Source organism: Geodermatophilaceae bacterium NBWT11 (assembly GCA_014218215.1).
Lineage (GTDB): Bacteria > Actinomycetota > Actinomycetes > Mycobacteriales > Geodermatophilaceae > Klenkia.
This window is the reverse complement of the sequence record CP043652.1, coordinates 1,364,854-1,391,432: the sequence shown is the minus strand read 5'-3', so window position 1 is coordinate 1,391,432 and position 26,579 is coordinate 1,364,854. Positions and strand designations below refer to the sequence as shown.

Genomic DNA, 26,579 nt, shown 5'->3' with positions numbered 1-26,579 from the left:
CCCCGCTTGGAGGTGTCGCCCGTCCGTGTCCGAGAACCCCGTGTCCCAGCAGCAGCCCCTCTCCACCACCCGGCCGGCCTCCGAGGGCCGCGGCCGCCGCTCCTCCGGTCTGGCGACCCTGCCCCGCCCACGCCGCTCCACCCGGCTGCACACCGTCAGCTCGCTGCCGGTCGCCCCGGCCGAGCCCGGCCGACGGCTGCGGATCGCGCTGATCGCGTCCAGCCGGTTCCCCATCGCCGAGCCGTTCGCCGGCGGCCTCGAGGCGCACGTCTGGCAGCTCACCCGGTCCCTGGCCGCCCGCGGGCACGACGTGACGCTGTTCGCCGGCCCCGGGTCCGACCCGAGCCTGGGCGCCGAGAGCCTGCCGGTGCGCACCGTCGAGGTGAGCCCGGCCGCCCGCGCCGACGTGAGCATGGGCCCTGAGGTCTTCCTCGAGGACCACCACGCCTACCTGAGCCTGATGATGGAGCTCACCGGCGCCCGTGCGCACGACTTCGACCTGGTGCACAACCACTCGCTGCACTACCTGCCGATCGCGATGGCCCCGGCCCTGCGGGTCCCGATGGTGTCCACGCTGCACTGCCCGCCCACCCCGTGGCTGGAGTCGGCGCTGCAGAGCGGGACGCCGTCCCCGGTGCACCTGGTCGCGGTCAGCGGGCACACCGCGCGCGCCTGGTCCGGGGTGGCCGGCGTCCGCCAGCCCGTCGGCGTCGTCCCCAACGGCGTCGACCTGACCCGCTGGGTCGCCGGTCCCGGTGGCGGGCCGCTGATCTGGTCGGGCCGGATCGTTCCGGAGAAGGGCACCCACCTCGCCGTGCAGGCCGCGCTGGCCGCCGGCCGGGAGCTGCAGATCGCCGGTCCGGTGATCGACCACGGCTACTTCGAGCGGACCATCGAGCCCTTCCTGGGCCTGGGGGTCACCCACCTCGGGCACCTCGGCCAGGACGAGCTGGCCGCCGCCGTCGGCCGGGCCTCGGTCGCGCTGGTCACCCCGTGCTGGGACGAGCCCTACGGCCTGGTCGTGGCCGAGGCGCTGGCCTGCGGCACCCCGGTCGTCGCGTTCGCCCGCGGCGGCATCCCCGAGGTGCTGACCCCCACGGTCGGTCGCCTGGTGCCCGCCGGTGACGTCGCCGCGCTGGCCGCGGCCATCCCGGAGGCCGAGGGCCTGTCCCGGGCCGCCGCCCGGGAGCGGGCCCGCACGCACTGCTCGGTGGACACCATGGTCACCCGGTACGAGCAGCTCTACGCGTCGCTGGTGAGCGCGGGCGTCACGGCGGCGCCGTGATCGGCTGGTACGTCCACCACCAGGGCCGCGGTCACCTGCACCGCGCGACCGTGGTGGCGGCCGCGCTGGACCAGTCCGTGGTCGGGCTGTCCTCGCTGCCCTCGCCGGGCGCGCCGTTCGCCGACTGGGTCCAGCTCGACCCCGACGACGCGCACCCGGCCGAGGAGGTCACCGCCGGCGGCGCCCTGCACTGGGCGCCCCGCGGGCACGACGGCATGCGCGCCCGGATGGCCCGGCTGGCCGCGTGGGTCGAGCGCGAACGCCCGGACGTCGTGGTCGTCGACGTGTCGGTCGAGGTCAGCGTCTTCCTGCGGCTGATGGGCGTGCCGGTGGTCGTCACCGCCATGCCCGGGGACCGCACCGACACCCCGCACACCACCGGGTACACCGTGGCCGACCGGGTGCTGGCCTTCTGGCCGCAGGACGTGCTCGACCCGCCGTGGCTGGCCGAGTACGGCGACAAGGCCGTGCACGTCGGTGCGGTCTCCCGGTTCGACGGCCGCGAGCCCGCCCCCCGTGCGCCGGGCACGGCCGTGCTGCTGGCCGGCGGCGGCGGCAGCGCGGTCACCGCCGCGGACGTCGACGCGCTGCGGGCCTCGACCCCCGAGCTCACCTGGACCGTGCTCGGTGGCCCGGGTGAGTGGTCGGCCGACCCGTGGCCGCTGCTGTCGGCCGCCGACGTCGTGGTCACCCACGCCGGGCAGAACGCCCTGGCCGAGGTGGCTGCGGCCCGCCGTCCGGCCGTGGTGGTGGCCCAGGACCGGCCCTTCCGCGAGCAGCACCGCACCACCGAGGCACTGCACGACACGGGCATCGCCGTCGGCCTGCCGGTCTGGCCGGCCGCCGAGGAGTGGCCGGGGCTGCTCGCCCGGGCGCAGGAGCTGGGGGGCGGGGCCTGGGAGCGCTGGTCGCCCGGGGACGCCGCGCAGCGGGCCGCCGCCGTCGTCACCGAGGTGGCGCGGCGATGAGGACCGCTGTCGTCACCGTCGTGCACGGCCGGCACGACCACCTCGCCCTGCAGCTGGCCGGCCTCGCCGCGCAGACCCGCCCGGCCGACCGGCACGTCGTGGTCGCCATGGGGGACGACGAGGTGCGTGGCGTCGTCGGTGACCGGGCCACCGTGGTCGAGCTGCCCGCCGCCGACCGGCTCCCGCTGGCCGCTGCCCGCAACGCCGGGGCGGCCGCGGCGATCGCCGACGGCGCGCAGCTGCTGGTCTTCCTCGACGTCGACTGCGTGCCCGCGCCGACGCTGGTCGCCCGGTACGCAGCCGTCGCACAGGACGGTGTGCTCGACTCGGGACCCGTGAGCTACCTGCCACCGCGGTCCGCCGCGGGCTACGACCTGGCCACCCTGCACACCCTCGCCGACCCGCACCCGGCCCGGCCGGTGCCCGCCGAGGGCACGGTGGAGACCGCCGAGGACCACCGGCTGTTCTGGTCGCTGTCGTTCGCGCTGACCACCGACACCTGGACCCGGCTGGGCGGTTTCTGCGAGGCCTACGCCGGTTACGGCGGCGAGGACACCGACTTCGCCGAGACCGCGCACGCCGCCGGGGTGCCGCTGCGCTGGGTGGGGGGCGCCGCGGCGTTCCACCAGCACCACCCGGTGTCCCGTCCCCCGGTCGAGCACCTGGACGACGTGCTGGTCAACGGCCGGGTCTTCGCCGACCGGTGGGGCTGGTGGCCGATGCAGGGCTGGCTGGACGCCTTCGCCGAACGTGGCCTGGTGCGGCAGACCGACGACGGGTGGGTGGCCGCGTGATCCGGGTCGCGACCGTCCCCTACGCACACCCCTACCTCGACGCGGTGCTGCCGACCGAGGTCGTCCGGGTCGGCCCGCCGCCGCCGGACGGCGACCCCTGGGCGCCCAGCCCGTGGCTGGACCCGGCGTACCTGGCCGCGCACGCCGACGAGGTCGACGTCGTCCACCTGCACTTCGGCTTCGACGGACTGACCCCCGACGAGATGCTGGCCTGGACCGAGACGGTCCGGCGCAGCCGCGTCGCGCTCGTGGTGACCGTGCACGACCTGCGCAACCCGCACCACTCCACCCGGGAGCGGCACGACCGGCACCTGGCCGCCCTCCTCGGCGCCGCCGAGGTGGTGCTGACCCTCACCGAGGGCGCCGCGGACGAGATCGCCGAGCGGTTCCAGCGCAGCTGCATCGTCGTGGCGCACCCCGGCCTGGTCACCCCGCTGCGTGACGTCGGTCGGGAGCCCCGGTTGGTCGGGGTGCACCTGAAGTCGCTGCGCACCAACCTGCTCGACCCGCTGGACGTCGTCCGGGCGGCCGCGTCGGGTGCGGTGTCCGGGGGCGGGCGGCTGCGGGTCGACGTGCACGACGACGTCGACCTCGAGACCCGGGTGCCCGGGCTGGTGGCCGGCGCCGAGCGCGGGGAGTACGAGCTCGCGGTGCACGGCCGCTACGACGACGACCAGCTCACCGCCTACCTGCAGTCCATCGCGGTCTCCGTGCTGCCGCACAGGTTCGGCACCCACTCGGGCTGGCTGGAGGCCTGCCGGGACGTCGGCACGCGGGTGGTGGCACCCACCTGCGGGCACTACGCCGACCAGTGGTCCGACGTGGTCACCTACGGCAACGACGAGGTCCGCGGGCTGGACACCGCCTCGCTCACCGGCGCCGTGCTGGTCGCGGTCACCCGGCCCTGGCCGCCGCGTGCGGACCCCGCCTGGCGGGCCGAGCAGCGCGCCCAGCTGCGCCGGGTGCACGCCCACGTCTACAGCCGGGTCGCCGCGGACCGCACCAGCTCGTGAGGGTCGGGCACCTGCTCGTCGGGCCGGCCGAGCACGGCGTCGTGCGGTACGCCCGCGAGGTGGCCGAGGGCGACGGGGGACCGCTGGTCGCCCCCGGTCCGGCCGACGTCGACGTGGTGCAGGTGCACTACACCGACCGGCTGTTCGCCCCCACCGCCGAGGCCAGCGCCGAGGCGTTCACCGCGGTGGCGGCCGGGCTGGGCCGCCCACTGGTGGTCACCCTGCACGACGTGCCGCCCGATGACGGCTCGGTGCTCCAGCAGCGCCGGGCCCGGGCCTACGCCGCGGTCGTGGCGACGGCGGCCACCGTGGTGGTCAACAGCGACCACGAGGCCGCCCGGCTCGCCGCGTTCTCCGACCGCACCCCGGTCGTCGTCCCGCTGCCGGTGATGACGCTGCCCGCCGGCCCGGTGCCGCCGCCGGACGGGCAGGTCGTCGTCCTCGGTTTCCTCTACCCGGGCAAGGGCCACGACGAGGCACTGCGCGCCCTGCCGGACGGCGTGGGGCTCACCGCGCTGGGCCGGCCCTCGGACGGGCACGACGACCTGGTCGCCGAGCTGTCCGCGCTGGGCCCGCTGACCGTCACCGGCTACGTGCCCGACGCCGAGCTGCCCGCCCGGCTGCGTGCCGCCTCGGTGCCGCTGGCCCCGCACCGGCACGTCAGCGCGTCCGGCTCGATCGGCAGCTGGCTGGCCGCCGGACGCCGGCCGCTGGTGCCCGACGTGGCCTACACCCGGGAGGTCGCCGCGCGGCTGCCCGGCACGCTCACGCTCTACGACGAGCTGGCGCCCGCGCTGGCCGCCGCACTCGCCGACCCCGCCCTCACCTGGCTGGCGCCCGGCACGCCCACCGGCGCCGACCTCGCCGGCACGGTCGCGGCCTACCGGGCCGTCTGGGCTGCCGCGTGCTGACCCTCCCCGACGGCCGGCACGTCGTGGCCGGCAACGACTGGTCCCCGCTCGCCGACGCGGTGCCGGCGCAGCCGCCCACCGTGTCGGTCGTCGTGCCGTACTACCGGGCCCAGGCCGAGCTGGACCTGGTGCTCGCCGGTCTCGCCGGGCAGACCCACCCGGCGTCCCGGTTGCAGGTGGTGGTCGCCGACGACGGCTCGCCCGAGCCGCCGCGGGTGCCGGCCGGGGTCACCGTCGTCCGGCAGGAGGACCGCGGGTTCCGGGCCGCCGCCGCGCGCAACCTGGGCGCCCGGGCCGCCGACGGCGACGTGCTGCTCTTCCTGGACGGCGACACCGTTCCCGAGCCGGGCTACGTCGCCGAGCTGGCCGCGCTGCCCGCGCTGCTCCCCGACGCGCTGGTCACCGGCCGCCGCCGGCACGCCGACCTCGCCGGCTGGACCCCCGAGCGGCTGCACGCCTGGTTCGCCGGCGGTCCGGCGCCCGAGGAGCTCACCGAACCCGCCTGGCTGCGGCAGGCCGGGTCGCTGCTGGACGCCGACGACCGCTCCTACCGGTTCGTCATCAGCGCCGTCATGGGCGTGGGCCGCGAGCTGTTCACCGAGGTGGGTGGCTTCGACGAGACCTTCGGCGGCTACGGCGGGGAGGACTGGGAGCTGGCCCACCGGCTGGTCACCGCCGGCGCCGTGCTGGCCCACCGCGAGCGGGCGGTCGCCTGGCACGACGGACCCGACTGGGGGCTGCGCGGGGACGACCCGGTCGCCGCCCGCCGGGAGAAGAACGCCGAGACCCGGTCGCTGGCCCGGCTGCTGCCCGACCCGGCGGCCCGCGGCGTGGGCGGCTGGTGGCCGCACCCCGACGTCGTCGTCCGGATGGCGCCGGGTGCCGACGACGACGCCACCGTGCTCGGCGTCCGGTCGGTGCTGGCGTCGGGCCTGGACGTCCAGGTCTGGACGCCTGCTGCCGACCTGTTCGACGGCGACCCGAGAGTGCACGCGGGCGACCCGCCGCCGGCGGTGCTGGCCCGCTGCCGCACCCAGGTCGACCTCGTCGAGCCGCTGCTGTGGGCCCCCGGAGGGCTGGCCGCGCTGGTCGAGCGGGTGCGCCCGGGCGGGGTCGGGCAGGTGCGCGGCGCCGGGGTGACCGTGTCGGCCACCCGGGCCCTGCGCCGGGCCGCCCGCTGGGACCTCCCGCTGGACGCCCTCTTCGGCACCGCCGACGTCGTCCCCGACGCCGAGCCCCTGGGCCCGCACCCCGACCTGGCCCACCACCTCCCCCGCCTCTGATCCCAGAAACCGCGGTTTCCGGGGCTGAGGAGCGCCCCAGAAACCGCGGTTTCTGGGATCGCGTCAGGGGGTGTGGCGGCCGTCGACGATCTGGAAGCGGTGCCAGAGGCCGGACAGCTGGAGCGGGCGGGCGACGGCGGTGGTGCCGACCAGCAGCTGCAGCTCCGAGCCGCGGCCCTCGAGCATCCGGTGCACCTGGACCACGGTCGACAACCCGGCGGAGTTGAGGAACGTGACGCCGTGCAGGTCCAGCTGCATCTTCCTGGGCGGCTGGTCGCCGAGCAGCAGGTCGGTGACCACCCGGATCAGCGGCTTGCGGGCCTCGGCGGTGAGCTCGCCGACGACGGTCACGCAGGCCACCCCGGGGGACGGCGTCGACGTGGACACCTCGGGGGCGACGTCGACGGCAGCGTCGGCGGGGCTCTCGGACGGCGGGGTGTCGGGGCTCGTCATGTGCCAGCCCTACCCGGCTGTCCGGCGATCACGCCAGGGACTCCGGGTCGGCTTCCCGGGCCACCTCGGTGGCGTGCGGCAACCGGAGGGTGAACACGGTGCGCCCGGGCTCGCTGGCCACCGAGACCGTGCCGTGGTGGGCGGTGACGACGGCGTCCACGATCGCCAGGCCGAGGCCGGTGGAGCCGGCCTGCCGGGACCGGGAGGAGTCACCGCGGGCGAAGCGCTCGAAGACGTGCGCGACCAGCTGCGGGGGGATGCCCGGACCGTCGTCCACCACCTGGAGCACGGCCCAGCCGGCCTCGGTGCGCAGCCGGACCGTCGCGGTCGTGCCCTCGGGGGTGTGCGTGCGGGCGTTGGCGAGCAGGTTGGCCAGCACCTGGTGCAGCCGCACCGGGTCGCCGGGCACCAGCACGCCGGCGTCGGGGAGGTCCACCCGCCAGTGGTGGTCGGGGCCGGCCACGTGGGCGTCGGAGACGGTGTCGACGACGAGGGCGGCGAGGTCCACCTCGCCCAGGGACAGGTCGCGCCCGGCGTCCAGGCGGGCCAGCAGCAGCAGCTCCTCCACCAACACCGACATCCGCACCGCCTCGGACTCGACCCGGCGCAGCGCGTGCCCCACCTCGGGCTGCACGTCGGTGTGCTGACGGCGGACCAGCTCGGCGTACCCGCGGATGGAGGCCAGCGGGGTGCGCAGCTCGTGGCTGGCGTCGGCGACGAACTGGCGCACCTGGGTCTCGCTGGCCTGGCGGGCGGTGAGCGAGCCCTCGACGTGGTCCAGCAGCCGGTTCAGCGCGGTGCCGACCTGGCCGACCTCGGTGCGGGTGTCGGTGTCCCCGGGCGGCACCCGCTCGGCCAGCGTGACCTCGCCGGTGGCCAGCTGCAGCTCCGAGACCCGGGTGGCGGTGGCGGCGACCCGGTCCAGCGGGCGCAGCGTGCGCCGGATGACCACGGTGGCCGCCAGCGCGGCCGCGACCAGGCCGAGCAGGCCGACCAGCACCTCGACGGCGACCAGGATCCGCAGCGCCTGGTTGGCACCCTGCAGCGGCAGCCCGGTGACGATGACGTCGCCGTCCGGGGTCCGGCTGGCGACGACCCGGTAGTCGCCCAGGTCGCCGCCCAGGTCCACGGTGCGCGGGCCGCTGCCGGGGTCGACCGCGGCCACGGTCGACCCCTGCGCGGCGGTCAGCGTGGTGGTGGCGAACCGGTCGCCGAGCACGGTGGAGGTGGTGCACTCCCCGTCGACGACCGTCGCGGTGAGGGTGCCGGCACCCTGGCCGCGGACGTCGAGGAAGTCCGGCTCGTCGCCGTCCCCGTCGCCGTCCTCGTCGCCGCCCTGCGGGGCGCCGCTGAGCGGGCCGTACCCCTGGGCTGTCTCGGTGGCCCGGTAGTCCGCGGCGGCCAGTCGTTCGTCGACCTGGCTGACCAGCTGGTGGCGCAGGGTGAGGGTGGAGACCACCCCGACCAGTGCCAGCACCACGAGCGTCGGGACGAGGAAGGCCACCAGCAACCGCGCCCGCAACGACAGCCGCCGGCGGTGGCCGGGGGGAGTCGTCGCGGGCGCGGGAGGGGTCACTCGGGGGTCAGACGGCGGGCTTGATCACGTACCCGGCGCCCCGCAGCGTGTGGATCATCGGGGAGCGACCGGCGTCGATCTTGCGGCGGAGGTAGGAGATGTAGAGCTCGACGATGTTGCCCTGACCGCCGAAGTCGTACTGCCACACGCGGTCCAGGATCTGGGCCTTCGACAGCACCCGCTTGGGGTTGCGCATCAGGTAGCGGAGCAGCTCGAACTCGGTGGCGGTGAGCCGGACGTCGTCGCCGCTGCGGGTGACCTCGTGGGACTCCTCGTCCAGGGTCAGGTCGCCGACGACCAGCAGGCCGTCGTCGGCCACCACGCGGGAGGTGCGGCGCAACAGGCCACGCAGCCGGGCAGCCACCTCCTCGAGGGAGAAGGGCTTGGTCACGTAGTCGTCACCGCCGGCGGTGAGCCCGGCGATCCGGTCCTCCAGGGCGTCCTTGGCGGTCAGGAAGACCACCGGCACGAGCGGCTGGTCCGCGCGCACCCGGCGCAGCACCTCGAGGCCGTCCATGTCGGGCAGCATCACGTCGAGCACGACGGCGTCCGGGCGGAACTCCCGGGCGGCCTTGACGGCCTCGGTGCCGTCGGAGGCGGTCTTGACGTCCCAGCCCTCGTAGCGCAGGGCCATGGACAGCAGCTCGCAGATGGAGCGCTCGTCGTCGACGACCAGCACCCGCAGGGCGCTGCCGTCCGGTCGGGTCAGCTGCGCCCGGGAGCCTGTCGAGGTGGGGATCGTCGCGGTCATGGCAGTCACTGTGCGAGCCCTCCCTGCGCGTTCCCTGTGAGCACCCCAGGAGGTGTCTGTCGACCTGCCGAGCGCCCGGAGTCTGCCGCACGGTCCAGGTGCAGGGCGCGTGCGGGGCAGGCCGCGACGGCACGCCGGGCCGGACGGCGCAGGTCGTCGGGCAGCGCGCCCGCGGCCAGCAGGGGGTAGCCCCACTCGTCCTGGGCGATCGCCTCGGGCAGCAGCTCGGCGCACACGCCGTGCCCCTGGCAGCCGATCGGGTCCACCCGCAGCCGGTCGCTCACCGGGTCACCGCGGGCACGGGCAGGAACGGCCGTGCCGACGACGACGCGGTGCACCAGCCCGCGGCGTGCGCGGCCAGCTCCGGGGCGAACACCCGCAGGGCGCTGGCCACGAACCGGACGCTGCCGTCGGGGTGGCTGCAGGCGCCGCGGCCGACGACCAGGCCCGACCAGCGGGCGACGTCGTCCAGCAGGCCGGCAGGGGGCGGTCCCGGGCGGGCCAACCGGTCCAGGGCGGCGGCGATGCGGGGGAGTCCGTTGAGGCAGGGCCCGCACTGGCCGGCGGACTGGGCGGCCAGGTAGCCGACCACGGTGGCGCTCTCCCGCAGCCCGCACCGGTCGGCGGGCAGCGCGGCGAGCACCCCGGCACCGAGCGCGGCGCCGTGCACGGCCAGCCCGTCGCGGTCCAGGGTCGCGCCGGCAGCGACGTGCGCGGGCAGCCAGCTGCCGTGGTACCCGCCGACCAGCACGGCCTGCACGCCGGCGTCCACGGTCAGCACGTCGCCCAGCCGGGCCCCCAGGGGCACCTCCGCGACGTCGACGGTGTGCCCGTGCCGGGTCACCAGGGTGTGCCCGGCAGCGGACTCCCCACGGGCCAGCAGCGCCAGGCGGGCCAGCGTCTCCACGTTCTGCACCAGCGTGGGCCGACCCTGCACCCCGCGCTGCCACACCGGGGGGTTCTTGCCGCGGGGCAGCGGCGGGCCGCCCTCGACCGCGGCGACCAGCGCGGTCTCCTCCCCGGCCAGGAACCGGCCGGCCAGTCCGACCAGCCGCACCCGCCCGCGGTCGCCCCGTTCGGCGAGGGCACGGTCCAGTCCGGCCAGCTGGTGATGACCGGCGGCCAGGACGACGGTGTCCGCGCCGACCGCCCGGGCGGCGAGGGCCAGGCCGTCGAGCACCAGGTGCGGGGAGCGGGCCAGCAGGGTCGCGTCCTTGGCCGCCGCGGGCTCGCCCTCCCCGCCGTTGCCGACGACGACGGCCGGGGTGCGCGCCGCACGGGCGGCGTCCCGGACCGAGGCGAGCTTCCGGGCGGTGGGGAAGCCGGCGCCGCCGCGGCCGGTCAGCCCGGCGGCGGCGAGCACCGGGTCGCCGTGCGTGGGCAGGGGGCCGTGCGCGGCGAGGTGGGCGCCCAGCGAGGGGTCACCGGTGCCGAGCAGACCGCGGGTGATCGGGGGTGCGCTCACGGGGGTCACCTGTTCCGGAAGGGGGCGGGGGAGGGGCCGGCGGACACGGCGGCCAGCGCGGCGGGGGCCCGCTCCAGCGGGGGCCGGGAACGCAGCCGTCCGGTGGCGGCGACCGTCGAGGCGACGGCCACCGCGGCGGCGCAGGCCAGCGCGCCGGCGAGCACCCAGCCCGACCCGAGGTCGGTGCCGGCGCCCAGCCCGTGCAGGAAGGCCAGCGGCCAGAGTGCGTAGGGGGTCCAGTGCACGCCGCGCCAGACGCGGGCCGGGAGCCGGCCGCGCAGCAGGCTGGTCACCACGACCAGCGCGGTGAGGTCGACCGCCAGCGTGCCCAGGCCGACCCAGAACGGCTCGTAGCCCGACACGAAGGGGACGACGGTGTCCAGCCAGCCGATGCTCACGTAGGAGTCGACGACCGCGCTGACCACGTGCACGACCAGCAGCACCGCCGACACCAGCGACACGTTGCGGTGCAGGCCGACCACGCCGAAGCGCGGCAGTCCGGGCAGCCGCACCTGCCGCTGGACGGCGACGCCGAGCACGACGGTCGCCGTCATCAGCAGCAGCGAGACCAGTCCGGTGGCCCGGTTGAGGTACCAGAGGAAGGCACCGTCGGTCAGCGCGGTCACGCCGGCCACCCCCCGGCGGTGAGCACGTCGCCGTCCTCGGTGACGAGTCGGGCCGGGACGCCGAGCTCCCGCAGCCAGGGCAGGGCCCGGTGCCCGCGGACGACGCAGGCGGTGCTGACGGTGTTGGCGTCCACGCAGCTGCCCGCGGCGACGCTGACCGTCCGCCAGGCCGACCGGGCGGGCAGCCCGGTGCGCGGGTCCAGCAGGTGGTGCACCTCGACGCCCCCGTGCAGCCAGCGCCGGGCCCGGGTGCTGGAGGTGGCGAGCCCGCCGTCGGTCAGCGTGACCACGGCCGAGCCCGCCGGCGCCGGGCCGTCGGGGTCCCCGGTGACGTCGGAGACCCGCACCCTCCAGCCGCCCTCCGGGGCGGGCCCGGCCACGGCGACGTCCCCGCCGATCGAGACGAGCACCCCGGCCCCGGTGCGCCTGGTGATCTCGGCCGCGGCCCGGTCGGCGGTCCAGGCCTTGGCGGTCGCACCCAGGTCGAGCCGGACCCCGGCCGGCACCCGGACGCGGTTGCCCGGCACGTCGAGCTCGACGGTCTGCCAGCCGGCGACGGGGTGGACGACGCCGGGCACCGCGCCCGGGTCGATCCGGTCGAGGTCCCGGTCGTAGCCGAGCTCGGCCATGGCGCCGCCCACGGTGGGGTCGACGTCCCCTGCGGTGAGCCGGGCGGCCCGCACCGCCACCTGCAGGGCCTCGGTGAGCAGCGGGCTGACCGTCACCCAGCGGCCCTGCGCGCCGTCCAGCAGGGCCAGCTCGGCGTCCGGGCGGAACCGGCTGCAGGCCAGGTCCACGGTGGCCAGGTCGTCGACGAGCAGCTCACGGGCCTCGTCCAGCGCGGCGGGGTCGGTGACGGCCAGCCGCACCCGGCAGGTCCATGCCTCCCAGTCCGCCGTCGCGACGGTGCGCGCCGGCAGGGTGCTGGTCACGAGCCACCGCTCGAGGCGTGCGAGCCGCCGCCGGCGGGGGCCTGGCCGAGTCCGGTCGAGGGCGGGCCGCCGAACGGGACGGTGGGCCGGTCGGCGTCGGCCGGCACCTGCGTGGTGGTGGACGTGGACGTGGACGCGGCAGCCGGGTGCTGGTCGGCGACCACGACGACGAGCGCCCCGGTGCCGACGACGGCCGCCCCGGCCAGCGACGCGGTCACCGCCCGCACGCGGCGGGTGCCCCGGTGGCGGGTCTCGAGCGGGTCGGTCTGCTCCACGGGTCCTCCTCAGGTCGTGGAGACGACTCTGCGGGGGCGGCCTCTGTGGACCAGGTGGAGGTGCTGTGCCGGTCCTGTGAAGCGAATCGGCGGGAGTGGGGTGGCCAGGGGCGGGGTCGAACCGCCGACCTCTCGCTTTTCAGGCGAGCGCTCGTACCGACTGAGCTACCTGGCCCCGGTGCCGGCATCCTCGGGCTGGTGCTTCCGTGGACATCGGTCGGCGACCCTGACGGGACTCGAACCCGCGACCTCCGCCGTGACAGGGCGGCGCGCTAACCAACTGCGCTACAGGGCCTTGCTGTTGTGCTGTGGTGCGTGCCCCCAACGGGGTTCGAACCCGTGCTACCGCCTTGAAAGGGCGGCGTCCTGGACCACTAGACGATGAGGGCTCGTGCTCGCTGGAGGCAGGACGAACCATACACGGCTCGCCCGACCCCCCGGACAGGGGGTCGGGCGAGCCAGGAGCTGCTCAGCCGTGGGTGACCGAGGTCGCCGCGACGGGGTGCTCGACCGGGTCGGCGACCGGGTGCGACCGGTACTGCTCGATGTAGGCCTCGGGCTCCTTGTCGTAGGTGATGCCCTCGCCGGAGTCGTGCGCGTACCGCCAGTCCAGCCAGCGCAGCGCCAGCTCGGCCCTCAGCTCGACCGAGGCGTTGCGACGGAAGTCCGGCAGCGCGTCGTGCTCCTCCTCGGCCAGGTGGTCGTCGTTCTCCTCGCGGGCCTTGCGCACCGCCGCCCACCAGGCCTCGGTGCCCGGCTCCTCCTTGCCGGCGGCGGCCACGGCGTCCCGGATCTCGTCGTGGTCGCCGATCGCGTCGTCGGTCTCGTCGACGACGTCGCCCTCGGTCGCGTCGTCGTCGCCGGAGTCGCCGTACTTGAGCAGGTAGGGGTAGAACACCTCCTCCTCGCACGCGGCGTGCACGTCCAGCAGTCGGGCGAGGCCCTTCCAGACCATGCCGAGGGCGCGCGGGTCGTCCCAGACGTCGTCGAGCAGGGCGAACTGGCGGCGCATCGTGTGGTGGTCCTCGAGGACCAGGTCGGTGACGTCGAGCACGGGGGACCTTCCGGGGGTGGGGTGTGGGGCCGGTGCGTCCTCCCCGGTGCCCGCCGAGGTGAAACGGCAGGGCAGCCTCACCTGCCCGGGGGAGGCCCGCGCGCCGGTCGGCCGCCATCGGGATCGGGGCTGCCAGGGTGGGGACATGCCACGCACCGCCCTGACCCGAGGACTGGCCGCCGTCCCGCTGTCCGCGCTGGTGCTGCTCGCCGGCTGCGGCGGCGGGGACACCGAGGAGACCTCGAGCAGCTCCTCACCGGCCGCCGCCAGCAGTTCCACGACCCCGACGACGACCACCGGGAACGCCGGGACGCCCGCCGACGACACCGAGGACGACGCGGCGACCGACGCACCGCCCTTCCCGGCGGACACCGAGCCGGACACCGGCGAGGCGCAGGCCGGGGAGGGCCCGACGGTGGTCACCGACCTGCGGATCGGGGCCCACGACGGCTTCGACCGCGTGGTCTTCGAGGTCTCGGGCAGCGCCGTGCCGGGCTGGGACGTCGCCTACACCGACAGCGCGACGGCCGAGGGCACCGGCGACCCGGTGGACGTGCCGGGGACGACGTTCCTGCGGGTCACCCTGACCGGCGTCACGAACCCCTACGAGGCGCCCGACGTGCCCGAGATCGCCCGCGGGGGCACGGCCTCGGACACGGGGACCGTGCAGGGCGTCTTCTACGACTCGGTGTTCGAGGGCCAGGCGCTGGCCTACGTGGGTCTCGGCGCGGAGACCCCGTTCCGGGTCTACGCCCTCACCGGACCCTCGCGGGTCGTGGTGGAGGTCCAGACCCCCTGACCTACCCCAGCGAGGCCGACAGCTCCACGGAGTCGTCGCTGACGCTGGTGCAGGTCAGCTCCAGGGGTCCGGCGCTGACGCTCTCCCCGGCGGCGCAGGAGACCTCGGCGTCCCCGACCGACAGCGTGGCCCGGCCGTCCTGGGTGCCGGCGAACACCAGCGAGTTGCCGAGGATCGAGGCCTCCGAGCCCTCCCCGGTCAGGGTCGCCGTGCACTCCGAGCCCGAGCACGACACGTTGTTCGAGGTGAACGAGCAGCCGGCCAGCGGCACGAGGGCGAGGCCGCCGACCAGCAGCGGGACGGCGAGGCGGGCGGGGCGGGTCGTCAGGCGCATGGTGCCGCAGCGTAGGGCTCAGCCGGTCGGGCCCGCTGGAGCCTCGGTGGGTGTCCCGTCGGTGGGTGTCTCGTCGGTGGGTGTCTCGTCGGTGGGTGTCTCGTCGTCCCCGGTGGGCAGCGGTTCGACGTACTGCCGCTGGATGGTCACCTCGGACTGGCCGAGGCCGCCCAGGGTGATCTCGTCCCAGGCGGTGAGCGCGCCGGTGGTGGGGTCCAGGTAGAGCACGGTGGCGCTGAGCGGGGTGGGGTCCTCGCCCTGCAGCCCGCGCAGCCCGGCGCCGCCGGTGGAGCCCTCGACCATCAGCCGGGTGCCGTCCTCGAGCACCGACACCTCACGGGTGTGGGTGTGCCCGGCCAGCACGACGTCGACCACGCCGTCCAGCGGCGGGGCCTGCTTGGGGTCGTGCACCATCGCGATGGCCGGCGGGTCGTCGAGGGTCTCTGCGAAGTCACGCAGCTCCTCGCCGGTCTCCTCCAGCGTCTGGGTCTCGGGCATGGCGTCCTTGTCCGGGGTGAACCGGGGGTCGGGTGCGCCGACGACCTCGATCCCGGCCACCGTCGTCGCGGAGTCGTCGAGCACGACGGCGTTGGGCTGGGCGGCGACGGCCAGGGCGGTGTTCAGCGAGTCGTGGTTGCCCCGGATGTAGACGTAGGGGACGCCGAGGTCGCCGATCCAGTCGAAGGTCTGGTTCTCCGCGGCGCTGCCCCAGTCGACGATGTCGCCGGTGTCCAGCACGCCGTCGATGTCGAACTGGCTCACGATCTGCTCCACCAGGTCCGCCCCGGCGGGGTTCAGGTGGATGTCGGCGACGTGCAGCAGCGCCACGCTGTCGCCGGTGCCCGAGGGGTCGGGCAGCGTGGACACCGCGGAGTAGAGCGTGCTGACGTTGGTGACCAGGTCCTCCAGGGAGGCCCGGTAGGCGTCGTAGCGGGCCACGATGTCCTGCGCGCTGCCGATGAGGCTGTTGGCGTTGACCAGGAGCCCGGTGTACGTCGGCTGGGACAGCGCCTCCGGCCGCCAGGTCGCAGCCCCCAGGCCGGCGGTGCCGACCAGCAGCACGGTGGACAGCCCGACGGCGATCAGCGGCTCCCGCTTCCGGCGCAGCGCGACGAGGGAGAACAGCGCCGCACCGCCGATGCCGGCGGCGGCGGTGGTCCAGGCCAGCTGGACGACCGCGGCCTGCAGGTCGGCGCTGACCCGGTCGACGACCCCGTCGAGCTGACCGGGGTCGGTGGCCAGCTCCTGGGCCCGCAGCTGGTCGACCCGGCGCAGCTGGACGTCCAGCCGGAGCGGACCGTCGTAGGCGTCGACGGCGAGCGCGCCCAGCGGCGGGATCTCGAGCTCGGCCCCACCGTCGGTGGCCGGGGTGAAGGCGACGGTGGCGTCGAAGGGGCCGATCGGTGCCTCGACCCGGGCGAACAACAGCACGCCCAGGGTGGCCCCGACCAGGGCGACGACGATGCGCTGCAACCAGCGGACCGGGCCCCGCAGCCGGCTGCGGCGAGCCGGGGTGGGGGTCGGGTCGCCCTCGACGTCGTCGCTGGTCACGGGCGGTGTCGTCACCGGGTCAGGGTAGTGAGCCCCTGGTGGGGCCGCGCCCGGACGCGAGCAGGCTCACGTCCGGGCGCGGGTGGTTCAGGAGGTGATCTTGGCGCTGATCTCGGCGAGCCGGCGGCCCTGGAAACGGGCTGCGGCCAGCACCTCGTCGGCGACGGCGTCGGGGTTGCCGCCCGAGGGGGCCGAGGTGCCGTAGGGGTTGCCGCCCGCGGCGAAGAGCAGCGGGTCGGTGTAGCCCGGCGGGACGATGACGGCGCCGAAGTGGGAGAAGACGTTGAACAGCGTCAGGATGGTCGACTCGTTGCCGCCGTGGGTGTTCTGCGCGCTGGTGAACGCCGTGGCGCCCTTGTTCGCGAGCTTCCCGGTGCCCCACAGGCCGCCGAGGGTGTCGATGTAGCCCTTGAGCTGGGCGGACGGCGTCCCGAAGCGGGTGGGGGTGCCGAGGGCGTAGCCGTCGGCCCACTCCATGTCGTCCGGGGTGGCCAGCGGGACGTCGGCGACGGAGTCGGCGTGCGCGCGCCAGGCCGGGTTGGCGTCCAGTGCGGCGTCCGGCGCGGTCTCGGCGACGCGGCGCAGGCGCACCTCGGCGCCGGCGTCCTGCGCGCCCTGGGCCACGGCCTGGGCGAGCTGGTGGGTGTTGCCGGTGGAGGAGTAGTAGACGACAGCGATCTTGGTCATGCGGGGAGGCCTCCGGGGTCTCGAGGACGGTTGCGTCCTCAACCACCTACCCGGTGAGCCCGGGACTACCCGCGCTGGAGCGAACGGGTGGTGAACACCCAGGCGCGCAGGGCCACGAAGCGGACCAGCCCGATGGCCCCGGTGACGGCGCCGATCAGCAGCACGTTCACCTGCCAGGTGGTGTCGCCCAGGAGCTGGTGGGCGAAGGCCAGCGCCAGCGAGGTGGCGACGAGACCGACGACGGCGAGGCCGCCGCCCTCCCACTGCGCGGTGAACCAGGAGACCCGGCCGTCGGCGTGGAAGGTGAGCCGGCGGTGCAGCTCGTTGGCCAGCAGCGTCGAGGCGATCGCGCCGGCGAGGTTGGCGGCCTGGTCGCCGAAGCCGTCGAGAGCGACGAAGAGGACCGCGTACAGGGCGCTGGACAGGCCCCCGACGAAGACGAAGCGGGCGAACTGGGCGCTGCCGGCGTCGCCGTCGCGCAGGCCCTGCAGGAAGGAACGCACCCGGTGGGCCGACTCGTCCGCCGCGTCGGAGACGGCGTCCACCGCGGGGTGGCGGCGGAGCAGGGTCGGGCAGGTCACGGGGTTCTCCGATGGTGCGGCGGTGCTCGGCGGTGCGGGGTCTCGCAACAGCTCTCGGTACTGCTTACGTGGCCAACCCCTGCAGCGGATGTGCATTCCCGGTGGGCGCGCCAGGAACCGTGACGGTTGTCACCTGCAACCGACCTCGGGGTCGCCCAGGGGACCCACAGCTCCCTCCCGGGGCGGTCACGGGGCGCCGGGTGACCGTGGGGGAGTGACCGCACCGAGCCTCGTCCGGCCCGCCCCCCGGACCGCCGATCCGGGTCGTCTCGTGCCAGCGGTCGCGCTCGTGGGGGCCGCCCTCCTGGTCGTGCTGGCCACGTTGACTCCCGCGGGCCCCGGTGGCGGGTGGTCTTGGGGCGCCCCGGCCGTGGAGCTGCGCTGGTACCTGGACGGCCTGGACGACGCCGGCACGCTCACCCAGCTGCTGGGCAACCTGGCGCTGCTGGTCCCGCCAGCCGTGCTCGCCGTCCTCCGCTGGCCGTCGCTGCGTCGGCCGGGCCGGCTGCTCGCTGCCGCCCTCACCGTGGCCTGCTCGATCGAGGCGCTGCAGTGGTGGCTGCCGCTGGACCGGGTGGTGTCCCCGCTGGACGCCCTGCTCAACACCACCGGCGCGGTGCTGGCCGGGCTGGTGACCGCGGCCTGGGCCCGGCGGAGGGTGGTCCGGGCGCACGCTGCCTCCTAGTGTCGGCCGGCATGCGGGCGGCGGCGGTCCTGGGGACCCTCGTCGTCCTGCTCGCGGCCGGGTGCAGCGCCGGGGAACCGGCCGTCGCTCCGTCGCTGCCGGCGGTCGACGAGCTCTCCGGCGAGGTTGTCCGGCTGCGCACCGACGAGGCGGTCGGTGGGCAGGTGCAGGTGCGGCTGACCGCCGCCGAGCCGCTCACGGTCACCGCGGTCACGCTGCAGAGCCCCGCCTTCGCGGCCCGGCCGCCCACGGTCGAGGACACGCAGTACCGGGCCGGCCAGACCATCGACCTGCCGGTGCCGTTCGGGGCGGTGGACTGCGGGCAGCCGGTGGAGCCGGTCGCCGCCCGGGTCACGGTGACCCACGGCGGGCAGAGCGAGGACCTCGTCGTCCCCCTGGCCGGGGACGCGCTGGCGATAGTGGCCGGCGAGGAGTGCGCCGTCGCCGAGTTCACCGCCGCCGTCACCCTCGAGGTGCGCGGCCTCACCGACGGGCCGGACGACGTGACCGGCGACGTCGTCCTCACCCGGGTGGCCGGGCACGACGAGGACGTCGAGGTCACCGCCCTGGGGCGCAGCGTGCTGCTGGAGCCGGCCACCTCGACCGACCTGCCGGTCACGCTGGGGGACCGCGAGCTGGTGCTGCCGCTGCGGATCACCCTGGCGACCTGCGAGCCGCACGTGCTGGCCGAGGCCAAGAAGCCCTTCGTGTTCCCGCTGCGGGTGCGGGTGGGAGAGACCGAGGCGGTGCCCGAGCTGCCGCTCACCGACGCCCAGCGGGCCCGGCTGCAGGCGCTGGTGGACCGCGTCTGCGGCTGAACGAGCCCGACCCCGGACGCGGTCCCGGGGGAGGGGACCGGCCGGGGCCGGGGTCATCACCGCCTGCGTCGCTGGGGGGAGGACGCGGGCGGGGTCAGGGGGGTCAGGGCTGGAGGCCCCGACTCGGTCGCAGGATCCGGACGACCATGAAGAGCGTCTGGACGACGGTGGTGATGGCCAGGACGCCCCAGCCGACGGTCAGCACGCGCTCCTGGAAGACCGGGCCGGCGTTGAGCCAGCCGAAGACCACCAGGGCGACGACGACGGAGATGCCGGTCATCCAGGCGATGACCTTGCCGGGGCCGTTGGAGACGCCCCGCTCGGCGCGGGCCTGGTTCTCCCAGCCGTCCTTCTTGATGCCGGCCAGCACGTTGGCCCAGCTCGCCGTGGTGCAGGCCAGCCGCATCCACAGGTAGAGCTCGACCGGGATCAGGAGCGCCCCGGCCAGGACGTCGCCCATGGTCCGGTTCGGCACCCGCCAGGCGAGCTTGGCGTTCAGGATCGAGGCCACGACCGGCGGGGTGAGCCAGATCCAGGACCAGACGAACTGGCTGACCATCAGCGAGGCGGTGAGCAGGAAGAGGAACAGCAGCCGGCTGACGCCGTTGGCCAGCAGCGAGAGCTGCTGCTTCCAGAGCGTCATCGTCCACTTGTTCAGCGAGGGCCGGACCAGCAGCCGGGCCATGCCCTCGTCCCACTTGCGCCGCTGGGCCCAGAGGGAGCGCATGGTCAGCATCGGGCCGGCGTGGGCGCGGGCCGTCGTGGAGACCAGGGTCTGGTAGTTCATCCCGCGCAGGTCGCCGGTGAGCTGCATGTCCTCGACCTGGGCGGTGGTGTCCCACGGGCCCTGGGTCTGGTTCATCTCGGTGACCTTGCGCAGTGCCTCGCCGCTGAACAGGGAGGCCTGACCGCCGAGGACGTAGGTCTTCCGGTTCTTCTGCAGCGCGTCCATGGTCCAGGAGGCGAACTCCAGGCGCTGCATCCGGATGAGCATCCGGGCCATCGCGGTGGAGCCCAGGCTCTGGTCGAAGGTGTAGCGGGCCATCACGCCGCCGGGGCGGGCGGTCTGGGCCAGCTCCTCCTCCAGCTGCTGCAGGCAGTCGGGGGCGAGGATGGTGTCGGCGTCGATGCCGGCGACGTAGTCGTAGCCGGCCTGCCAGCGGCGCCACCCCTGGTTGAGGGCGCCGACCTTGCGCTCGGTGTTGTCGACGGTCCGCATGACGGTGACCCCGCGGAAGCGGCGGGCGATCTCCTCGGTGCGGTCGGTGCAGTTGTCGGCCAGCAGGACGATGCGGTCGGGCACCCGGCTCTGGGTCAGCAGCGCCTCGAGGGTGCGGCCGATGGTGGCCTCCTCGTTGTGCGCCGGGATGAGCACGAGCATCCGGGCGGTCTTGCGCTTCGGCGGGCGGTAGCGCATCTCGTGCAGGAAGCGGGAGACGCTGCGCTTGGCCTCGCCGAGGCTGGCGGCGACCTTGAGCACGGGTGCGTCGCCGGCCGAGAAGGCGGGCAGGACGGAGCCCTGGGTGAGGTGCCGGGTCGGGACGACCAGGTCCTTGCTGGACATGCGTGACTCGTTTCGATGGTGCCGGAGAGTGACCGGCGGCTGATGACCGAGAGTCAGGAACGGTGTCTGTCAGCCGTGCTGCACCCGCTACGCCGCGGACTCGGCTCCCCCAGTGGACGGCGCCTCCCCGGCGTCGTCCGTCACCGTCAGTGACAAGCAGAACCGTAGGTAGCGCTCTGTAGTCGCACCATCCCCCGAGCGGGCGTACAACGGTGCCGAGCGGGTGACACAAAGGTGTCGTGTTCACGCGAGGTGACGACTGCGGAGGGTGACGGCGCGCATGCTGGCGGCCGGCGGTGTGACGTGGCGCTCCGTGACCGGACGCCGGCTCACCCGGTTGAGGCGTCAACCAGTCCCAGTGCGTGGGACGCCGGCATCAGGGCGTGCCGACTGCGCACTCCACGCCCGGACTGCGCAGTGACCACGCCCTGATCGGGGGTCTGGGAGACTCGCAGCGGCCAGGGGCTCGGGAGATCAGGGTTTCTATCCAGGCCTGCGACTTTGCTCCTTCACGTGGGACGGCTTCCTGACCTGCTGAGACGCGCGGAGCGCGATCTTGGAATGCCAGGTGCGCTGTACTGGAATGCGCGATTCCGAGCCCGCCACGTCGGGTGCCTCGGTGGGACTTTCAACTGGGGCCGCCGTGGGCCAGATGGACGTTGACTGCTCGACGGGTGTCCAGGCCTCGAGTGCGGCCCAGTACGGTGCGGGGGTCTCATCAGCCGGAAGGGGAGAGGCGTGCCGGAGCCGGACGCAACGCTGGGCCTGTCGGATGCGCTCGAGGGCCTGCGCGAGGAGCTGGAGCAGGCATGGGTCAACAGTCGTGGCGCGCGGGTGCGATTTCGTGCCGAGAAGGTGACCGTGAAGGTCGAGGCGCTGGCGCGTACGGACACGAAGGCCGGGGGCAAGGTGCGCTGGTGGCTGATCGAGGCCGGTGCCGACCGCAGCAGCGCAGGTCAGGCGACGCAGACGCTTGAGCTGACGTTGACCCCACAGCTGTACGACGACAGCGATGAGCCGGGTCCGTTGGATGTCAGCGGCGAGCAGGACCAGCCGGGCCGCTGAACCGGGGGCCGGCCGCGGTGGGCGTGTTGTGGGATGACCGACTGGTGGAGGTGTGGGCCTCGCCGCGGTCGGCGGGGTCTGGTGTACTGGTCGGCTCGGATGGGGTGCTGACCGCTCGGCATGTGATCGCCGGTGCGTTGACCGATGGGCGGGTGCTTGCCCGGGTCGTGCGCCCGCACGAGCTGGTCGGGGCGTGGGTGCCGATGGTCGTGGCCTGGGAGAGCGCGGAGTGGGATCTGGCCGTCCTGGCGGTCGACCGATCGGACGCAGAGGCCTCGGGCTGGCTGCAGCCGGACTCGCCGGCGGTGGTCGCTGTGCGGCTGGGCGCGGGAGCGGAGTCGGAGTGTGAGGCCGTCGGGTTCCCGGACGAGGTAGTGCAGCCGGCGGCGGAGGGGGCGCCGTCGTCGGAGCGGGTGCGGCAGAGCGAGCAGCTGGTGGGGCGAGTGTTGCCGGCCGGGCAGGGCAAGCCGCCGCAGGCCCCGGACCGGCCGCTGCCGCCGGTGTGGGTGCCGCTGGACGCCGAGACCGTCAGCCCGGGGGAGGCGGCGGGCTGGAAGGGCATGTCCGGGGCCGCGGTGGCCCTGCCCGACGGGCGGCTGATCGGGCTGGTGGTCACCGCCGAGGCTGGTCAGCAGCGGCGGCTCTACCTCGTGCCCCTCGCCGCAGCGCTGGCCGGGGCGGAAGGTCTCGCCGACGCGCTGGGTGAGGTGGCGGGGGCCCCGATCGCTGTAGAGGCGCCCCCCACACCATCCGCGGCGGCGTGGAGACGTCTGCATCAACTGCAGCAGGACTGGGTGGCCGGGATCCGTGGCGTGGTCGGCGGCATTGGGCAGGACGCCCTGCACGTGCATCTGAGCCGCACCGACGTCGAGGCCGACCTCCGGCAGACCCTCCTGGACCCTGCGCAGCGCCCGGTGTTGGTATGTGGACAGTCCGGGTCCGGGAAGAGCGCGCTGCTCGCTGAGCTGGTGAGTTCCTTCGCCGGTGGGGACGACGTTGACTGCGTCGCGGTCAATCTCCGAGATCTGCCCCGCACCCCGCTGGAGCTGACCGCCGGGCTCGGCGTCCCAGTCAGCGACGCGCTCGGCGAGATGAGCGCCGCTCGCCGCCTTTTCGTGATCGACGCTGCTGATGCCGCCACGGAACAGCACGGCGAGATGTTCGGCCACCTCGTGTCGGCAGCGATCAACGCCGGAGTCGTACCCGTCGCGGTGGCGGCATCGGAGGTCAGTGGGCCCGTGGGCGACATCCTCGGGCAGCGTGCCGGACAGGCACCCGTTCCTTTCGAGGTCCCCGGACTCACCGACGGCGACCTCGAGGAGCTCCAGTCCTCATTCCCACACCTGCAGCAGCTCGCGGCCAACCCGCAGGCTCGCGACCTGATTCAGCGGCCGGTCGTTGCAGACCTGCTCGTTCGCGCCGGCGGCGCCGGGGTGCCGATCACGGACGCCGACGCGATGCTCGAGATTTGGGAACAGCTCGTTCGGCGCGGGGGCCGGAGCGACCGCGGCCGTCCCGAGGCTCGCGACGCCGTCATGCGAGCGCTGGCGATGCAGTCGCTCGACGGGCAGCCGGTCGAACAGGTGATGAACACCCTGGACCACGAGGCGGTTGCCGGGCTTCGGCGGGACGGGCTCCTCCGGGCCGATCCGGATCGCCCGTGGACCCCGCTCCCCGTCTTCGCCCACGACGTCCTTCGTACCTACGCGGTCGCGCAGTTGCTGCTGCTCGACGAGCGTCCAGGGGACAGGATGGCCCGTGCCGGCGCTCCCCGTTGGGCCCGACCGGCGGCTCGGTTGGCCTGCCAGACACTGCTCGGCAGCCGACGTGACGGAGAACCTGCCGTGGCCGCCGACGCGGTCGTCGAACTGCAGCATCAGTTTGACGGCCTGACGTCCGTGGGGCACGGGCCGCGGTGGGCGGACGTCCCCGCCGAGGCACTGTTGATCTCCGCGTGGCCGTCGCAACTCGTGAGTGCCACCTGGCCCACCATTCTGGCGGCCGTCCCGTCGCACGCCGCCCGGATCCTCCGGCTGATCGCGGTCCTGCATCGCCGCGACGGTGCGTGGATCGACAGCCGTGTGGCCGAACCGGTGGTACAGGCGGTCCTGGACCACCCGCTTCCGCCGGCGCTTGCTCGGGAGCAGCGCGAGCTGCTCACGGACTGGCTGCGGTCTCTCGTCGCTTCGGGAGCGCCCGCCGGTCACCCGGTCAGGATGGCTCTCCGGGACCGCCTCGTCGGCATGTGCGATGCGGCATTGGCGGAGCTCGAGGAAGCGGAGCGTCGACGAGCCGCGGACCTGGCAAACAGGACTCCGGAGGAGATCGCCGCCGACGAGCAACGGCGGAAGTCGTGGCCGGCGATGCCCGTGCGAAGGCGGCGAACTGTGGGCCCGCGGCGACAACTACCGCAGGTGCTCCGGTCGGAGGAGGTCGTCGAGCAGCTGGCCCTGCTTGGGGCCGACCTGGGTGCCGACGGCGAACGACTGCTGCGGATGGTGGCCGAGCATGCGCCGTACTACCTCGGACCTGCGGTGGAGAAGCCCCAGGCCCCTGCTGGGCTCGCCTCGTGGAACGCTGGGCTGCTACGGGATCTCACCGAGGCGTACTACATCGAGCAGCCGGACGACGAGGACGACGACGACGGGTGGGGATCCGGCGGCTTCGATGAGGACGGCATCCGCGACCACCTGCCGCTCGGCCTCTGGGCCCCCATGTTTGCCCACTACCGGGGCCCGTTCCGCATCTTGCTGCTGGTCGACCCGGTCGGCGGCATCGCCTTGATCAACAAGATGCTCAACGTCGCGGCACGAAGCCGGGCGCAAATCCTGGCCAACCTGGACTACCAGGCGCCCGGGGATCCGGGGGACTACAAGAGCACGCTCAACCTCGACGGCACGGCCCGCGACTACGTCGGCGACGACCACGTGTGGCTCTGGTACCGAGGGACCGGGGTCGGCCCGTACCCCTGCATGAGCGCGATGCAGGCGCTCGAGCGCGAGCTCGACGAGCACGTGAAGGCCGGTGTCCCGCTCACGCGGCTGGTCGCGCTGCTCCTGGATGGGTGCGAGTCGCTGGCCATGCCCGCGTTGATCGTCGGTACGCTGATCCGCCACCTTGAGCACGCCGGCGAGGCGCTCGACCCGTTCCTCGCCGAACCCGACGTCTGGCAGCTGGAGTTCCGGCGCGCCGCGGGCGAGCACTCGGGTCTCGCCGCAGCGTCCGACGATCTGGCGCACCCGGAGCGACGCAGCTGGACTCTCCGCGAAGCGGCCATCATGCTCGTTGCCCACGGCGACGAGGGCCGGCGGCGTCGCCTGCGGGAACTCGGCGACCAGCTGCAGGCCCGGGCTGTCACGGAGCTGGACCAGGTCGAGCCCCCGTCCACCGACCCCGTGGTTCTCGCGGGCTACGAGTTGAAGAAGGCAGAGCAGCTGGCCACGATCCGGGGCTGGGCCACGGCACTGGACATCGACCGGTACGCGGCGCAGGTCGAACCGGACGGATCGGTCTTCATCTCCGTCACCCCGCCCGAAGAGATCACCGAGACACTCGCCCCGAGCAACGCGGACCTCGCCCGAGGCCAGACGGCGCACGGACTGATGTTCAAGTACCGCGAGCGGTCCCGGCCCCTCACGACGACCGACCTCGTTGCCGACCTCGCCGTTGACCTCAGCACTGCGCAGGAACTCCTCGACCGTCCACCCGCGCTCGGCCCCACCAGCGCCCTCGACGCGCCGGCCGCGGTGGCCGCCTACGCCCTGGAGGCTGCGCTGTTTCGGGATGTTCCGGTCGACGCAGCCCACCTGCAGTGGGCGGCCCAGACGCTCCTGACCGTCGCCGAACGCCTACCCCCTGACAACGACGTGTCGTTCTTCGCGCTTGGCGCTGACCGCAGCGCCGCACGCGGTCTGCCACTGCTGCTGCTCCCGTCGGCTGCCCCGATCGTCGCGACGCTCCGGCTCGATGACTCCGCTGCCGAGGACCGGCTCACAGCGGCCCTCGGCCGTCTCGCCTCCGCAGCGGCGCGCGAGGTTCGGCTGTTCTTCGCCGCCGCACTCGATCCCCTATGGGCCGCTCCCTGCGGCGAGGAACCGTGTGTTCACCGCCGGGCTTTGGCCCTGGTCGAGGACTCCGCCCGCGACAGCGCTATCGGCGACTGGGATCAACAGCTGCAGCGATCACGGCGTGTCCACCTCGAGGGCGACCTCGCCGACCGGCTCGGCCACCTGGAGGGCGAACGCATTCTCGTGCCGGACCTCTCGCCGGCGATCCGCGCGGTTGCACCGGCGTCCGCAGTGACATGCGTCCACGAAGCGGCTACGCGACTGCTCGCCGCGCTGTTGAGCGCGCACCGTCGCGGTGTCCTCGCGCGGGGCCACGCCCACCAGCACAGCGCCAGCGATGCCCTCGTCGCAGCCCGGTCACTCCTCGCTGTGGCGAGCGCGGATCCGTCGCTGCTGTTCGCGCACATCGCGTGGCACGCCGAGGCGGCGTGGCCGCTCGCCGAGTTCCTGCGCGCGCTGGGCGCAGCCGCCGAGGAGTCGGACCAGCTGGCCGCCTCCGCCCGGCAACTCTGGCCGCAGGTGATGTCCGCCGTCCTCGCCTTCGTCGAGAGTCAGCCCAGACTCCGCGACAACCGGCGCATTGGCGACGATGTGCTCGCGGCGCTCATCCCGCGGCTGGCGTACGACGCCGGCTACCTGACCCGAGAACTGGCCGGTGAGCCGGTTCGGTGGGCCGATCTTGCCTCGCTGCGCGAACAGATCGAACGGTGGCTGCCCTACGCGGCAGGCCGCCCCTCCTGCGTCGACGCCCTCATCGCCTCTCTCGGTGAGGCGCCGGTCCAAACCCAGGCCACCGTTGGGCTGCCCTGGGTAGAAACGCTGGTCTCGGCGGATGCGACGAGTGTTGCGCAGGGATCCTGGTCGCTTCCCCGATGGCTGCGGGAGATCCGTGCGCACGCCCACGGGTCGGCTGCCGAGGTATGGCAGCGCATCGTCGATGCCCTGGCAGTTGGCGGTGATCAGCGCGTGGCCGACCTCGCTGACTAGGCCGCTCCAGCTACCCGTCGCGCCTCCCCGGAGCGGCAGCCCGCTGGCCGGCTGC

Annotated in this window: 26 protein-coding genes, 3 tRNA genes and 1 pseudogene; 13 read left to right on the top strand and 17 right to left on the bottom strand. The window is 74.5% G+C overall.

The window, feature by feature from the left end; all coding sequences use genetic code 11:
* The first annotated feature begins 163 nt into the window (after positions 1-163).
* Genes F1C76_06705 through F1C76_06680 form a run of 6 tightly spaced genes read left to right on the top strand, consistent with a single transcriptional unit; the run spans position 164 to position 6,254 of the window.
* Positions 164-1,285, top strand: coding sequence for a glycosyltransferase family 4 protein (locus F1C76_06705; GenBank protein QNG39061.1), 1,122 nt, complete (start codon positions 164-166; stop codon positions 1,283-1,285).
* Complete coding sequence (locus F1C76_06700; protein QNG36317.1) at positions 1,282-2,253, top strand: hypothetical protein; 972 nt, start codon at positions 1,282-1,284, stop codon at positions 2,251-2,253. The genes F1C76_06705 and F1C76_06700 overlap by 4 nt, the downstream gene beginning before the upstream one ends.
* On the top strand, positions 2,250-3,047 hold the full coding sequence (locus tag F1C76_06695; protein QNG36316.1) for a glycosyltransferase: 798 nt from the start codon (positions 2,250-2,252) through the stop codon (positions 3,045-3,047). The genes F1C76_06700 and F1C76_06695 overlap by 4 nt, the downstream gene beginning before the upstream one ends.
* Complete coding sequence (locus tag F1C76_06690; GenBank protein ID QNG36315.1) at positions 3,032-4,060, top strand: glycosyltransferase family 4 protein; 1,029 nt, start codon at positions 3,032-3,034, stop codon at positions 4,058-4,060. The genes F1C76_06695 and F1C76_06690 overlap by 16 nt, the downstream gene beginning before the upstream one ends.
* Entirely contained in the window at positions 4,057-4,971 is a 915-nt protein-coding gene (locus tag F1C76_06685) for a glycosyltransferase family 4 protein (protein QNG36314.1), read from the top strand. The genes F1C76_06690 and F1C76_06685 overlap by 4 nt, the downstream gene beginning before the upstream one ends.
* Positions 4,972-4,994: 23 nt before the next feature.
* Positions 4,995-6,254 carry a glycosyltransferase gene (locus F1C76_06680; GenBank protein ID QNG39060.1) on the top strand — a complete coding sequence of 420 codons (1,260 nt, stop codon included), beginning with the start codon at positions 4,995-4,997 and terminating at the stop codon, positions 6,252-6,254.
* 63 nt (positions 6,255-6,317) lie between these two features.
* On the opposite strand, the gene F1C76_06675 is transcribed toward F1C76_06680, so the two are convergent.
* From F1C76_06675 to F1C76_06620, 12 genes are all read right to left on the bottom strand, one after another.
* Positions 6,318-6,707 (bottom strand): STAS domain-containing protein, encoded by a 390-nt coding sequence (locus F1C76_06675; protein QNG36313.1) that lies wholly within the window; start codon positions 6,705-6,707, stop codon positions 6,318-6,320.
* 28 nt (positions 6,708-6,735) lie between these two features.
* Complete coding sequence (locus F1C76_06670; protein QNG39059.1) at positions 6,736-8,235, bottom strand: HAMP domain-containing protein; 1,500 nt, start codon at positions 8,233-8,235, stop codon at positions 6,736-6,738.
* 55 nt (positions 8,236-8,290) lie between these two features.
* Entirely contained in the window at positions 8,291-9,034 is a 744-nt protein-coding gene (locus F1C76_06665; GenBank protein ID QNG36312.1) for a response regulator transcription factor, read from the bottom strand.
* A 5-nt stretch (positions 9,035-9,039) separates the two neighbouring features.
* Positions 9,040-9,318, bottom strand: a complete 279-nt coding sequence (locus F1C76_06660; protein ID QNG36311.1) for a ferredoxin — start codon at positions 9,316-9,318, stop codon at positions 9,040-9,042.
* Positions 9,315-10,508, bottom strand: a complete 1,194-nt coding sequence (locus tag F1C76_06655; protein QNG36310.1) for an NADH-quinone oxidoreductase subunit E — start codon at positions 10,506-10,508, stop codon at positions 9,315-9,317. The genes F1C76_06660 and F1C76_06655 overlap by 4 nt, the downstream gene beginning before the upstream one ends.
* On the bottom strand, positions 10,505-11,053 hold the full coding sequence (locus F1C76_06650) for a ferric reductase (protein QNG39058.1): 549 nt from the start codon (positions 11,051-11,053) through the stop codon (positions 10,505-10,507). The genes F1C76_06655 and F1C76_06650 overlap by 4 nt, the downstream gene beginning before the upstream one ends.
* Before the next feature lie 68 nt (positions 11,054-11,121).
* Positions 11,122-12,057, bottom strand: coding sequence for an FAD:protein FMN transferase (locus tag F1C76_06645; GenBank protein ID QNG36309.1), 936 nt, complete (start codon positions 12,055-12,057; stop codon positions 11,122-11,124).
* Positions 12,054-12,332 carry a hypothetical protein gene (locus F1C76_06640; protein ID QNG36308.1) on the bottom strand — a complete coding sequence of 93 codons (279 nt, stop codon included), beginning with the start codon at positions 12,330-12,332 and terminating at the stop codon, positions 12,054-12,056. Before F1C76_06640 ends, F1C76_06645 begins: the two co-directional genes overlap by 4 nt.
* Before the next feature lie 101 nt (positions 12,333-12,433).
* Positions 12,434-12,507: transfer RNA gene (locus F1C76_06635), tRNA-Phe, on the bottom strand.
* Between the two features lie 46 nt (positions 12,508-12,553).
* A tRNA-Asp gene (locus F1C76_06630) sits at positions 12,554-12,627 on the bottom strand.
* A gap of 21 nt (positions 12,628-12,648) precedes the next feature.
* Positions 12,649-12,721 (bottom strand) — tRNA-Glu (locus F1C76_06625).
* 80 nt (positions 12,722-12,801) lie between these two features.
* Positions 12,802-13,386 (bottom strand): hemerythrin domain-containing protein, encoded by a 585-nt coding sequence (locus F1C76_06620; GenBank protein ID QNG36307.1) that lies wholly within the window; start codon positions 13,384-13,386, stop codon positions 12,802-12,804.
* Between the two features lie 145 nt (positions 13,387-13,531).
* Between F1C76_06620 and F1C76_06615 the strand changes: the two genes are divergently transcribed.
* Positions 13,532-14,185: a hypothetical protein gene (locus F1C76_06615; protein QNG36306.1), complete on the top strand. Its 654-nt coding sequence runs from the start codon at positions 13,532-13,534 to the stop codon at positions 14,183-14,185.
* A gap of 1 nt (position 14,186) precedes the next feature.
* Here F1C76_06615 and F1C76_06610 read toward each other — a convergent pair whose 3' ends face one another.
* The 4 genes from F1C76_06610 to F1C76_06595 all read right to left on the bottom strand — a co-directional run bounded on the left by F1C76_06610 (position 14,187) and on the right by F1C76_06595 (position 17,434).
* Entirely contained in the window at positions 14,187-14,519 is a 333-nt protein-coding gene (locus F1C76_06610; protein ID QNG36305.1) for a hypothetical protein, read from the bottom strand.
* Between the two features lie 18 nt (positions 14,520-14,537).
* Entirely contained in the window at positions 14,538-16,070 is a 1,533-nt protein-coding gene (locus F1C76_06605; GenBank protein ID QNG39057.1) for a metallophosphoesterase, read from the bottom strand.
* A gap of 87 nt (positions 16,071-16,157) precedes the next feature.
* Positions 16,158-16,757: an NAD(P)H:quinone oxidoreductase gene (gene wrbA, locus F1C76_06600; protein ID QNG36304.1), complete on the bottom strand. Its 600-nt coding sequence runs from the start codon at positions 16,755-16,757 to the stop codon at positions 16,158-16,160.
* Between the two features lie 65 nt (positions 16,758-16,822).
* Complete coding sequence (locus F1C76_06595; protein ID QNG36303.1) at positions 16,823-17,434, bottom strand: GtrA family protein; 612 nt, start codon at positions 17,432-17,434, stop codon at positions 16,823-16,825.
* On the opposite strand from F1C76_06595, the gene F1C76_06590 reads away from it, so the two are divergent.
* Together F1C76_06590 and F1C76_06585 are read left to right on the top strand one after the other, a co-directional pair.
* On the top strand, positions 17,427-18,023 hold the full coding sequence (locus F1C76_06590; GenBank protein QNG36302.1) for a VanZ family protein: 597 nt from the start codon (positions 17,427-17,429) through the stop codon (positions 18,021-18,023). The genes F1C76_06595 and F1C76_06590 overlap by 8 nt on opposite strands.
* Positions 18,024-18,034: 11 nt before the next feature.
* Complete coding sequence (locus F1C76_06585) at positions 18,035-18,841, top strand: hypothetical protein (protein QNG36301.1); 807 nt, start codon at positions 18,035-18,037, stop codon at positions 18,839-18,841.
* Between the two features lie 103 nt (positions 18,842-18,944).
* Here the strand turns inward: F1C76_06585 and F1C76_06580 are convergent, their stop codons facing one another.
* A complete protein-coding gene (locus tag F1C76_06580) occupies positions 18,945-20,405 on the bottom strand; it encodes a glycosyltransferase family 2 protein (GenBank protein ID QNG36300.1) in 1,461 nt (486 codons plus the stop codon).
* Positions 20,406-21,143: 738 nt separating this feature from the next.
* On the opposite strand from F1C76_06580, the gene F1C76_06575 reads away from it, so the two are divergent.
* The 4 genes and pseudogenes from F1C76_06575 (at position 21,144) to F1C76_06560 (ending at position 26,524) form a co-directional block, all read left to right on the top strand.
* Complete coding sequence (locus tag F1C76_06575) at positions 21,144-21,470, top strand: hypothetical protein (protein ID QNG36299.1); 327 nt, start codon at positions 21,144-21,146, stop codon at positions 21,468-21,470.
* Positions 21,467-22,078 (top strand): annotated as a pseudogene (locus F1C76_06570) (trypsin-like peptidase domain-containing protein). Before F1C76_06575 ends, F1C76_06570 begins: the two are co-directional and overlap by 4 nt.
* 152 nt (positions 22,079-22,230) lie before the next feature.
* A complete protein-coding gene (locus tag F1C76_06565; GenBank protein ID QNG36298.1) occupies positions 22,231-22,434 on the top strand; it encodes a hypothetical protein in 204 nt (67 codons plus the stop codon).
* 4 nt (positions 22,435-22,438) lie between these two features.
* Positions 22,439-26,524: a hypothetical protein gene (locus tag F1C76_06560; GenBank protein ID QNG36297.1), complete on the top strand. Its 4,086-nt coding sequence runs from the start codon at positions 22,439-22,441 to the stop codon at positions 26,522-26,524.
* The last annotated feature ends 55 nt before the right edge of the window (positions 26,525-26,579 follow it).

What these genes read in the sequence shown, in the direction of transcription:
- F1C76_06590 (QNG36302.1), top strand. Translation starts at nt 17,427, where the DNA reads ATGTGCATTCCCGGTGGGCGCGCCAGGAACCGTGACGGTTGTCACCTG.
- F1C76_06675 (QNG36313.1), bottom strand. Translation starts at nt 6,707, where the DNA reads ATGACGAGCCCCGACACCCCGCCGTCCGAGAGCCCCGCCGACGCTGCC.
- F1C76_06610 (QNG36305.1), bottom strand. Translation starts at nt 14,519, where the DNA reads ATGCGCCTGACGACCCGCCCCGCCCGCCTCGCCGTCCCGCTGCTGGTC.
- F1C76_06595 (QNG36303.1), bottom strand. Translation starts at nt 17,434, where the DNA reads ATGCACATCCGCTGCAGGGGTTGGCCACGTAAGCAGTACCGAGAGCTG.
- wrbA (QNG36304.1), bottom strand. Translation starts at nt 16,757, where the DNA reads ATGACCAAGATCGCTGTCGTCTACTACTCCTCCACCGGCAACACCCAC.
- F1C76_06580 (QNG36300.1), bottom strand. Translation starts at nt 20,405, where the DNA reads ATGTCCAGCAAGGACCTGGTCGTCCCGACCCGGCACCTCACCCAGGGC.
- F1C76_06585 (QNG36301.1), top strand. Translation starts at nt 18,035, where the DNA reads ATGCGGGCGGCGGCGGTCCTGGGGACCCTCGTCGTCCTGCTCGCGGCC.
- F1C76_06615 (QNG36306.1), top strand. Translation starts at nt 13,532, where the DNA reads ATGCCACGCACCGCCCTGACCCGAGGACTGGCCGCCGTCCCGCTGTCC.
- F1C76_06650 (QNG39058.1), bottom strand. Translation starts at nt 11,053, where the DNA reads ATGACGGCGACCGTCGTGCTCGGCGTCGCCGTCCAGCGGCAGGTGCGG.
- F1C76_06665 (QNG36312.1), bottom strand. Translation starts at nt 9,034, where the DNA reads ATGACCGCGACGATCCCCACCTCGACAGGCTCCCGGGCGCAGCTGACC.
- F1C76_06695 (QNG36316.1), top strand. Translation starts at nt 2,250, where the DNA reads ATGAGGACCGCTGTCGTCACCGTCGTGCACGGCCGGCACGACCACCTC.